The following is an 11,117-nucleotide window of genomic DNA, read 5'->3' as shown; positions in this document are numbered from 1 at the left end:
ATTTTTGGAGACAGTGCAAAAATTTTTCTGCACTGCTTTTTTTTAGAGTTTATAGTTTTTGATAAGGTTAAAGTTAAGATATTTATAAATCTTATCCTCTTTCCCGCCTATTTTCTTAGGAACTATATTTAAATACTCCTCTTTTGTCGGCAAATATCCAAGCATAGCACACACAGCAGCAAGTTCAGCAGAACCTAGATAAACCTGAGCACCTTTACCTAAACGGTTGTCGAAGTTACGCGTAGATGTTGAAAAAACAACTGCACCATCAGCAACACGTGCTTGGTTGCCCATACAGAGTGAGCATCCAGGAATTTCAGTTCTCGCACCAGAGCCGCCAAATATAGCATAGTAACCCTCTTCTATAAGCTGTTTTTCATCCATTTTCGTAGGAGGGCAAACCCATAATCTCGTCGGAACGGCACCCTCGCCTCTTAAAACTTCTCCAAGTGCGCGGTAGTGACCGATATTTGTCATACATGAACCGACAAATACTTCATCTATCTTTGTAGGACGTTCACTTGCCAATACTTCGCTTAGAGTTGCAACATCATCAGGATCGTTTGGACAAGCTAAAATTGGCTCGGTAATCTTATTTAAATCAATCTCGATTATCGCTGCATACTCTGCATCTGCATCAGGCTTCATAAGTGATGGGCTAGCCAACCACTCATTCATCTTATCAATACGGCGCTGAAGTGTACGCTTGTCTTCATAACCGGCTTGAATCATAGCTTCTAAAAGAACAACGTTTGATTTAAGATACTCGATTACAGGCTCTTCATTTAAAAGAACAGTACATGCGGCTGCACTTCTCTCAGCTGACGCATCTGAAAGTTCAAACGCCTGCTCGCACTTCATGTTTGGCAGACCTTCAATCTCTAAAATACGGCCGTTGAAGATGTTTTTCTTATCTTTTTTAGCAACAGTTAAATGTCCCTCTTTGATAGCTTGGTGCGGAATCGCATTAACAAGGTCACGAAGTGTGATACCAGGTTGCAACTCTCCGCTAAATCTAACAAGTACCGACTCTGGCATAGTTAAAGGCATAGAGCCCGTAACAGCTGCAAATGCAACGATACCTGAACCGCCTGGGAAGGATATACCGATTGGAAAACGTGTATGGCTGTCTGCACCTGTTCCAACTGTGTCCGGCAGAACCATTCTATTTAACCAAGAGTGGATAACACCGTCACCCGGACGAAGAGCAACACCTGAACGCTTAGATATAAAATCAGGAAGCGTATGGTGCATTACGACATCTGAAGGCTTTGGATAAGCTGCAGTGTGACAAAATGACTGCATGACCAAATCAGCACTAAAACCAAGGGCAGCAAGCTCTACAACTTCATCTCTTGTCATTGGTCCAGTTGTATCTTGGCTTCCAACAGTTGAAGTTACAGGCTCAACATACATACCAGGACGTACGCCCGCCATTCCGCAAGCACGACCTACCATCTTCTGAGCAAGAGTATAGCCCTTGCCGGTATCAGCAGGCTGCTCGGCGGTCAAGAAAGCATCAGAAGCTCCAAGTCCAAGAAGACCGCGTGCTTTAGCCGTTAAACCGCGGCCGATAATCAGTGGTATTCGTCCGCCTGCTCTAACTTCGTCTGTAATTGTGTTTGGGTTTAGTTTGAATGTAGCGATACATTTGCCCTCTTTATAGGCTTCACCCTTATATGGATAAATAGTAATAACGTCACCGCTCTCCATCTGAGTAACATCAAGTTCTAGCGGAAGTGCGCCTGAATCTTCACATGTGGCAAAGAAAATAGGAGCGATAATTCCGCCAAGAACAACACCGCCCGTACGCTTATTAGGAACACCCGGGATATCTTCGCCTATGTGCCACTGAACGGAGTTAACGCCTGATTTTCTTGAGCTTCCTGTCCCTACAACGTCACCTACGTAAGCAATAGGATTGCCTTTTTCTTTTAGCTTTTTAATTGTATTAATCGGGTCAGCCATTTTTGCAACAAGCATTGAGTTAGCATGAAGAGGGATATCTGAGCGAGTAAATGCTTCAGAAGCCGGTGAAAGGTCATCCGTATTTGTCTCGCCCGGAACTTTAAATACCGTTACGGTAATCTTATCTGCAAGCGCAGGTTTGTGAGTAAACCACTCTGCATTTGCCCATGATGTGATAACTTCTGTCGCATGCGCATTGCCAGCTCTGTGAAGCTCCTCTACATCATTAAACGCATCATATACAAGAAGTGTGTGCTTTAGAGCCTCTTTAGCGGCATCAACTACTTTAGGATTTTTAGAAGCAAGAGCGTCAACCATCGGTTTTACATTGTATCCGCCAAGCATCATTCCCATCATTGAAACTGCATTTTCAGGTGCAATTGAAGCCACACTGATTTTCTCACTTGCGACATCATTTAAAAATGCAGCTTTTACGTACGCAGCATCGTCAACACCAGGAGATACACAATTTGTAAGAAGATTGACATTTTGAGCCATGTCGCCCTCACCTGCTTTTATCATCTCAACCAATGCAACAGCTTGCTCAGCATTTAGCGGCAGCGGTGGAACACCAAGTGCCTCTCTCTCTAGCGTATGCGCTTTATAATCTTCTATAAATGCCATTATTATTCCTGTGTTTAAAATTTAAGTGATTATAACCAAATAAAGAAACGCAAAAAATAGAATGTTACTATTAGAAACAAAAGCTATCTATTTTATTTTAAAAGTGTATATTTTTGTAACATTACATGGACCTGAATTTCAACTCCGCCTCAACAATATCTCTATCTTTTCCCATGTAGTTACTTTTTAGCCACAAAAGATATGCATCTGGAAGGTCACAATATAGCATTCCTTTGTATTTTCCAAACTCAACTCTCTCTCTTTGCTGTATGTTTATGATTTTTTCTTCACATGCAGCGTCTAGTGAACTGCTTTGCAGAAGCGAAATAAATTCGTTAAATTCTAATCTTTTTTGGATTGTAAAGGTATATGAGTTAAAATCAAAAATGCCTTTTCTTGCCTTAACAAAGGCTTCAATATTCTGTATCTGGGCGACTGAGAGCTGCTCTAAATTTTTAACATGTACACTTATTGAGTTTGCAAATTTTGTAAAGAGAAAGTGCGGCTTGCTCATTAGAGGATATCACGGATCCCTTTAGAGTTTGGAGCCGACAAGATTCCCTCGTTTTCAAGCTGTTCAATGAGTCTTGCAGATTTGTTATATCCGATTTGAAGCTTTCTCTGGAGATATGAGATAGAGGTTTTTCTATCGCTTAAGACAACATTTTTTGCTTCATCAAACATAGGGTCAAGCTCTTCATAAGAGTCGTTTGAAGAGTAGCTATTTTCACTCTCTTCAACAAGGAAACTTTTGTCGTAATTTGGAGCTCTTTGAGACTTGATAAAGTCAACTATCTTCTCTATCTCTTCTTCTGTGCTCCAAGGTGCATGAAGACGCACCAGACCAGTTGAGCCTGGAGGTGTAAAGAGCATGTCGCCCTTGCCAAGGAGTGATTCTGCACCTTGCTGGTCTAGTATGATTTTGCTATCAACCTTCTGCCCTACTCTGTATGATATGCGTGAAGGCAGGTTTGCTTTAATAAGCCCAGTTACAACATCAACAGAAGGTCTTTGAGTCGCTACTACAAGGTGGATTCCGGAAGCTCTTGCCATTTGAGCCAGTCTTGCAATAGAGTACTCGACATCTTTTCCGCTCGTCATCATCAAGTCGGCAAGCTCATCTATGATTACAACGATATACGGAAGATGTTCACCGCCCTCTTTTTTAACCTTTTCATTATAACTCTCTATATTTTTCGTTCTGTTTTCGCTCATAAGGGAGTAGCGCCTCTCCATCTCATAAACCATGTTATTAAGCGCTACAATCGCCTGCTTAGCCTTGGTAATTACAGGAGTCAGGAGATGCGGGATATCATTATAGATAGAGAACTCAAGCATTTTTGGGTCAATCATAAGAAGTCTTAGCTGGTCTGGCGAGTTTTTATATAAAAGCGAGAGTATCATGGCATTTATACCGACACTTTTTCCGCTTCCCGTTGTTCCTGCTATGAGGAGATGCGGAAGCTTTTTAAGGTCTGTAATAAAAGGTTTGCCAACTATATCTTTGCCCAAAACAATAGTCAGAGGTGAAGATGACTCTTTAAAAAGTTTGCTATCAAGCAACTCTCTTAAGTATATGGTATCTACGGTTGCGTTTGGTATCTCGATACCTACAACATCTTTTCCGGGAATTGGAGCCTGAATACGGATGCTCTCGGCACTTAGCGCCATTGCCAAATCATCTTGAAGGTTTAAAATGCGTGAGACTTTTACATTTGCGGCAGGCTTAAACTCAAAAGTTGAGACAACTGGACCTGCATAAGTTCTCACAACATCGCCCTCAATTTTAAAATGAGCTAGCTTTTCTATAAGAAACTTTATCTTTCCGTCAAGTTCGCTCTCATCTACACTGTGAGCCTTGTTGTTTGGTTTTTGTAAAAATTCAACAGATGGAAGTTTAAAGTTCTTTGGTTTTTCAACCTCGCCTCTCTCTATTGACTCTAAAAGCTTTGCATTCTCTTCAAGCTCATCTACGATAATTGCATTTTTTTGCTCTTTTAGCTCATTTACAAGCTCTACAATATTATGCTGTTTTGGAGTTTGAAGCTCTGCAGTTTTTTTTGAATCATCTTTTCTAAGATATGCAGGCTTGTCTATTTCACTCTCAAACTCTTCTTTTTCCAATAGAGACGGCATTTCTATGCTCTCTTTTTCTTTTTCTTTCTCTTTATCTACATGTAGATTTGAAACGGTTGTGCTTTTGCTCTTAGTTTCAATACTTTTTTTAGGTGTAAAATCCTCTTTGCCTGCACTCATCTCTTTTAAGTTTTTATATAAAATATCAACCATCTCATGTGCGCTTTTGTCAAAGATGATAACCGTTGAGAGCAGCGTAATCATAAGCCAAAACATCCAAAGTCCAAACGAGCCTATAAACGGAGATAAGAAGTCCACAAATCCGCCACCGATATCTCCTCTAAATTCCCCTGCAAAGAGCATTGCTTGCGCCAATAAAAATGAAAACAGAATCAAAAACGAAGCTACACTGAGCTCTAAAGTCCTGATGTCAAAAGTGGTTTTTTTATAAAAAATATAGAGCGGGATTAAAGAAGCAAAAATGTACGCGTAAGATATATAACCGAAATATTTATGATTATATGATGCAAAAACAGCCCCATAACTGCCCATAAGAGCAGTATCGCCAAAGATAGTAGCAAATCCCAGATAGATTAGTAAACCAAAGCTTATAATAAATATCGTATCTTTCAAACTAAAACTTCCTTTTTTGTCACTAATGAAATAAAAAAGAAAGTATAGCTAAAACTGTTCCATAAAGGCTATTATAAATAATTAACCAGACTCAGCTGGGAAATTTTTCCAACTATCGAGAGCATTGCCTGATAGTTTGTATTTAACTGTGCCAGAGTTAAAGAAGCTTGTGCCAAATCCGTATCTACAACCGAAGATCTTAAACTTTTTGAACTTATCTCCAGCATTTCGGTTCTTTGCAATGAAGTATCTAGCGCATTTGACTGAGCACCGACTTGAGAATGGGCTCTATAAACGTGATCTTGGAGGTCGTCCATCATTGCTATCGCATTTTCAATACCAACATTTCTTATATCACCGGAATTGCTGTCGGGATAGAGCTTGTAGTTTTCTACCGACTTAATTATCTCATCAAGTGTTTTGAAAAAATCAGTCTTTGGATCACGCACAGTTATTGCATTATTTGTATTAAATGTCATAACAGAAGCGTCGGCCGCAAAGTTACCGCTATTTGCGTCGTAAATTGCGATTGCTGCCTTGGTAACGCCAGTGTTTATCTCTTCAAACTCTATCTTTCCATCATGAGTTAAAAATACTCTTCCTCTAAGGTCGGCTGATGCAATTGCACTATCGTACTGAGCAGAAGTTCCAGGAGCCGCTGCAGGAAGATTGCCTGTAACAACCATGTTCATAACATCCATCAGCTGTTTATATCTCATCTCATCTGCATCTACGGCAGTTCTTGGAGTAGCTACATTAAAAATATCATACGTATTACCGCCGACCGTAAAAGTCGAACCCGCTGTTGCCAAATCAATCTGTGCACTATATGCCACTCCGTTTACATCTGTACCTTCCAATATAAATGAAGTGCCATCAAGCGTACCGGCTGTTCCCTGCGAGAGGTCTGCCACATCAGACAGCTTTGTGCTTGGTGTTGCAAATGCGTTTGTTCCTCTTATTATCTGCGGAGATGCCGAAGAGACTCTAGCACCCTCTTTACTAAACTCTGTTCTATCATACAGAGTCCCCTCGATACTGTTTGTCGCCAAAACACTGTCCGCAGCACTCAAAGAAGACTTTATAAACTCTTTTACATGTAAGTTTTGATTTGTAGCGGTTGAAGTGCCAAGCATAATTTTGTCAAAGTTGCTCTCCCCATCACCCAAATCGTCAATATTAACAACATCGGCCGCAGCTCCGCCGCTCAGGTCGGTCGCTCCTACTATATGAAAATCTATCTTGCTTGAGCCTTTGATTTTATCTTCTATTACTATTTGACCGTTTGAATTCATGCTGACATTTACAACATTCACCTCAGGCGTATTTCCGTATATACCACCGATTTTACTCAAAAGGTCGCTAACTTTGTCATCATCGCTCATCGATATTTTTTCTTTAAATGAGGTTCCGTCACTTTTAGTGCCGCTTACATAAAAAAAGTGTTTTAAAACCCCGACGTCAACTATGTTATCGCCATCGCCCATCAAATCACGAATTGTGCTACTGCTTGATATTAGAGCACTGTTTCCTGCAACAGTAGCATCTGTAAAATCAGGATATTTTGCACTCAGATTTGCTTGAACAACGTTTGTTGTCACCTCTCTTTTTACAAGTTTCTTCTCTCCAAGGAAAAGCTCATCGCCGCTTATGTTATATTGCTGTGAAGTTTTAGAGCCTGTAAAGGCTTTTAATAACCCGTCATTGCCCATATATGAACCATCATCCGCAATTGGTCTAACATCTACTGCTGAGCCTGAGAATAAGTACTGTCCATTTATAGATGTATTTGCCAAATTTTTAAAATGATCCTCGATTGATCTTAGCTCTTGCGAAATTGCATCAAGAGAAGCTTCACTATTGGTTCCGTTTGCGGCATTTAAAAGAAGTGTTCTGGCACGGTTCATAGATGTCGAAAACTCGCCTAGTACGGCATCCGTCTGATCTGAGACTTTAAATGCACTTTGAACGCTCTGCTTTATCTGCCCTAGAGTTGCTATCTCATTGTCAAGTCTCATTGTTTCAGCAAATGTTCTTAAGTTATCTTGGGCATATTGAATATTTAATCCAGAGGCTATCTGCTTATTCACGTCAAAAAGGTTTTTACTAAGCAGCGCATTGCTCTCGCCATATATGTTTTTATAATACATGCTGGTTGTAACTCTCACAATGCACCTCCACTCTCTTTATTCAATTTTTCTTAGGAATTTTACTCTATTAAGCAACATAAGTTCCATATGCAACAATATCGGCTAAAAGTGATTTACTTTTTATTTCACAATCTTTTAAGCTATAAACCACTATTATTTCAATCTTCAAGCCTGCGTGGTGAAATGGTAGACACGGCGGATTCAAAATCCGCTAACGCAAGTTGTGGCGGTTCGAGTCCGCCCGCAGGTACCACACATAGATTTTTCATACTTATCAAACCGCATTACTTTTATATGATAAAATACATAAATCTTCTAGCTTAGGCAATGTACATGTTTGTAAAAATTCTTTTTTTATTATTAGCACTGCTAAACCTGCATGCCTCCGATACTCTAAAAGATATCTATTACGTAAATTCAAAAGATATAAATATCTCCTCAATAATTCCAGAAGCAAAAGATGACTATCAAATCCTTAGAATTGAAGAGAGCAGATACTCTCTAAAAATCAAAACAAAAGATTTAATAAAAATACTAAGCGAGCATGGATATAAAAATCTGACCTCAAAGAGCAACTATACAAATTTTATTTTAAAAAGCCCGATTGACACCTCTTACATAGAGCAGAAGATACAAGATTACTACAAAAAAGAGTATGAGGAGATAGATATAAAAAGCATTTCAGTAAAACCAAGAGGATATATCACATCCATACCCCAAGATTTCGTAGTAAACATTAGAAATAACGATTTTTTGTCAAGCAGCGGAATTGTAAATATAAAAACTCCGCAGAATAAAAAACTTTTTTTTGACTATTATATAACAGCAAACCTGCCGGTATATACAAGCAGAGACACAATAAAAAAAGAGATGCGCATTTCTCACTCAAATTGCATAAGAAAAAACATTCCGCTAGAGAGCTTCAGAGCAAAACCGCTTCAAAATATAGATAAAAAATCATTTCAGGCAAAGCGTCATATACCAAAGGGCATGATATTAACCTCAAGAGACGTTGAAGAGCTTGACGTCGTAAAGAGAGACGCTTCGATAAACGTAAGCCTGAACAAAGATGCTATTGCAATAACTTTTAGCGCAAAAGCTCTTCAAGATGGCAAAGTAAATGATATAATAAATGTTCAAAATAGCAGCGGAAAAATTTTAAAAGCAAGAGTTACAGGCTCAAGCACAGCGGAGATAGAGTGAAAAATCGTAAAATCGTAGTTGCAACTAGCGGTGCAAGCGGCGTTAACTTAGGCGTAAAAATACTCAAACTTCTTCCAAAAGAGATAGAAAAATATTTCATAATGACTAAAAACTCCGAAGTTGTTCTAGACAAAGAGATGGGTGTGACAATTCATGACAGCGAGAATATTGCTGCTGGCATCTCATCGGGTTCATTTGGAGTTGACGCTATGATAATCGCGCCTTGCAGCATGAACACTCTGGCAAAGATAGCATGCGGAATTGCAGACAACTTGGTTACAAGATGTGCGAGCGTTATGATAAAAGAGCATAAAAAGCTTATTCTTGCCCCGCGTGAGATGCCCTTTTCTGCAATAGCTCTTGAAAACATGCATAAACTTGCGGCTCTTGGAGTTATCATAGCTCCGCCGGTCATGGCGTATTACTCAGAGCAGCAGACATTGGATGAGATGGAAAATTTTCTCATAGGAAAGTGGTTTGATATGCTTGGAATCGAAAATAATCTTTATAAGCGATGGGAAGAATGAAAAAAATAGCAATATACCCCGGGACATTTGATCCCATCACAAACGGACATTTTGACATCATAGAGAGAACTTTGACACTTTTTGACAAACTGATAATAGCAGTTGCGATATCAAATGACAAAAAACCAATGTTTACACTTGATGAGCGCATAAATATGGTAAAAAAAGCAGTTGAGGGTATTGACAATGTTATAGTTGTAGGCTTTGATAATCTTACGGTTCAACTTGCCAGCACGTATAAAGCTACGGTTTTGATTCGCGGACTGCGAGCGGTGAGCGACTTTGAGTATGAACTCCAACTTGGATATCTAAATAACTCGCTAGATGACACGATTGAAACCGTCTATCTTATGCCAAAACTTCAACATGCGTTTATCAGCTCGTCAATAGTTAGAAATCTTCTTAAATTTAACGCAAAAACTGAACATCTGGTTCCAAAAGAGGTTCAAGAAATTATAGGAAACATGAAATCATGTACATTGCAGTAGAGGGAATTGATACAGCAGGAAAAAGCACACAAATAGAGCGACTGCGTGCACATTTTTCTGAAGCTATCATCACAAAAGAGCCAGGCGGAACAGAGGCTGGAAAAGAGATAAGAGAGATAGTTTTAAGCGCAAAAACAAAGAGTAAAAAGGCTGAGTTTTTGCTCTTTTTGGCTGACCGCGCAGAGCATATGAAAGAGGTAATTGAACCAAATCTAGAGAAGATGATAATCTCAGACAGAAGCGTTGTAAGCGGCGTTGCGTATGCGCTTGTACAGGGCGAAATCAGCGAAACAGCCATTCTCCACCTAAACAGATTTGCAACAGGCGGCATCTATCCGCAAAAAGTTTTTTTACTATCTCTTACAAAAGAGGAGCTCTCCTTTAGGCTCTCTCAAAAAAAACTAGACGGCATTGAGCTAAGGGGTGAAGAGTATCTTTTAAAAATACAAGAAGCACTCACAACTGCTGCAAACCTCCTAAATATAGAGCTCATTACGATAGATGCAACAAAAAACATAGATGATATAACAAAAGAGATATTAGATAATATTAGCAATTAAAGAGTTAATTATTTTATTTGGGATTGTTGATACGTATCAATAGATATTATTAAAAAAAGACTTATTATTCGACATATTTTAAACAAGAGAAGATATGCGATTAAGAAGATATTTCCAGAGAATGAGATCAAAAGATGTAAGACCTGCAAGAAAGTCAACAAGTAAGATATTGTGGTCTGTAGTCGGCGCGTTTATAGGGATTTATATGATGTCAATTTTCAGCAGCTCATTTTCCACACATGATAGCTTCTTTCTACTTGGCTCTTTTGGAGCATCCGCAGTTTTAATCTACGGAGCCCCTGAAGCACCCTTTTCACAGCCTAGAAATTTAGTTGGCGGACATGTTCTATCCGCACTTGTATCAGTTCTCTTAGTTAAGAGTTTTGGCAATATGTTAGATTTAGAGTTGTTGTGTGCACTTAGCGTTTCACTCTCTGTTTTGGTTATGCACCTTACACTTACAATGCACCCTCCAGGCGGAGCAACTGCACTAATATACGTTATCGGAAGCGAGCAGATTCAATCACTTGGCTGGATCTATCCCCTGACTCCAATCGGACTTGGTGCGATAATGATGCTTCTTGTAGCACTAATTATAAATAACATGTCAGAGAACAGTAAAAGGCACTATCCTCTCTACTGGTATTAGGTTTAAAAATCTAACTTGTCACCCTGTCTAGACTCTGAAGCTCATCTAAAATTTCGCAAAATGGGTCATATATATCATGACAAGGCTCAGTTCCGATAAAAACAGCGTTATCTGCAAAAAACGGTTCAAATCGGACACTAATGTCGGTTGAGTTCGGACAGTGATGTCGGTTCTAATCGGACAGTGGTGTCGGAAATGATTCGGACACTTTGGAGTAAAAACCGACACTTAAGTTTAAT

At 39.4% G+C, this 11,117-nt stretch carries 9 protein-coding genes and 1 tRNA gene; 6 read left to right on the top strand and 4 right to left on the bottom strand.

Annotated features, from left to right (window positions below; translation table 11 throughout):
* Window positions 1-42: 42 nt before the first annotated feature.
* The 4 genes from acnB to K0A91_RS00035 form a co-directional block, all read right to left on the bottom strand.
* Window positions 43-2,592, bottom strand: coding sequence for a bifunctional aconitate hydratase 2/2-methylisocitrate dehydratase (acnB, locus tag K0A91_RS00050; RefSeq protein WP_295006898.1), 2,550 nt, complete (start codon window positions 2,590-2,592; stop codon window positions 43-45).
* Between the two features lie 121 nt (window positions 2,593-2,713).
* Window positions 2,714-3,106, bottom strand: coding sequence for a DUF3820 family protein (locus K0A91_RS00045; protein WP_295006896.1), 393 nt, complete (start codon window positions 3,104-3,106; stop codon window positions 2,714-2,716).
* The gene (locus K0A91_RS00040) at window positions 3,106-5,301 is read right to left on the bottom strand and encodes a DNA translocase FtsK (protein ID WP_295006894.1); all 2,196 of its coding nucleotides are present in this window, start codon (window positions 5,299-5,301) and stop codon (window positions 3,106-3,108) included. The genes K0A91_RS00045 and K0A91_RS00040 overlap by 1 nt, the downstream gene beginning before the upstream one ends.
* A gap of 71 nt (window positions 5,302-5,372) precedes the next feature.
* Window positions 5,373-7,469: a flagellar biosynthesis protein FlgL gene (locus tag K0A91_RS00035; protein ID WP_295006892.1), complete on the bottom strand. Its 2,097-nt coding sequence runs from the start codon at window positions 7,467-7,469 to the stop codon at window positions 5,373-5,375.
* A 151-nt stretch (window positions 7,470-7,620) separates the two neighbouring features.
* On the opposite strand from K0A91_RS00035, the gene K0A91_RS00030 reads away from it, so the two are divergent.
* The 6 genes from K0A91_RS00030 to K0A91_RS00005 all read left to right on the top strand — a co-directional run bounded on the left by K0A91_RS00030 (window position 7,621) and on the right by K0A91_RS00005 (window position 10,878).
* Window positions 7,621-7,704, top strand: a tRNA-Leu gene (locus K0A91_RS00030).
* An 80-nt stretch (window positions 7,705-7,784) separates the two neighbouring features.
* On the top strand, window positions 7,785-8,654 hold the full coding sequence (flgA, locus tag K0A91_RS00025; protein WP_295006890.1) for a flagellar basal body P-ring formation chaperone FlgA: 870 nt from the start codon (window positions 7,785-7,787) through the stop codon (window positions 8,652-8,654).
* Window positions 8,651-9,181, top strand: coding sequence for a UbiX family flavin prenyltransferase (locus tag K0A91_RS00020; protein ID WP_295006888.1), 531 nt, complete (start codon window positions 8,651-8,653; stop codon window positions 9,179-9,181). The genes flgA and K0A91_RS00020 overlap by 4 nt, the downstream gene beginning before the upstream one ends.
* On the top strand, window positions 9,178-9,669 hold the full coding sequence (gene coaD, locus K0A91_RS00015; RefSeq protein ID WP_295006886.1) for a pantetheine-phosphate adenylyltransferase: 492 nt from the start codon (window positions 9,178-9,180) through the stop codon (window positions 9,667-9,669). The genes K0A91_RS00020 and coaD overlap by 4 nt, the downstream gene beginning before the upstream one ends.
* The gene (tmk, locus tag K0A91_RS00010; RefSeq protein ID WP_295006885.1) at window positions 9,654-10,229 is read left to right on the top strand and encodes a dTMP kinase; all 576 of its coding nucleotides are present in this window, start codon (window positions 9,654-9,656) and stop codon (window positions 10,227-10,229) included. Before coaD ends, tmk begins: the two co-directional genes overlap by 16 nt.
* A gap of 121 nt (window positions 10,230-10,350) precedes the next feature.
* Window positions 10,351-10,878, top strand: a complete 528-nt coding sequence (locus tag K0A91_RS00005) for an HPP family protein (RefSeq protein WP_295006883.1) — start codon at window positions 10,351-10,353, stop codon at window positions 10,876-10,878.
* The last annotated feature ends 239 nt before the right edge of the window (window positions 10,879-11,117 follow it).

Source organism: Sulfurimonas sp., assembly GCF_019429335.1.
Lineage (GTDB): Bacteria > Campylobacterota > Campylobacteria > Campylobacterales > Sulfurimonadaceae > Sulfurimonas.
This window is presented reverse-complemented; position numbering and strand designations above follow the sequence as displayed.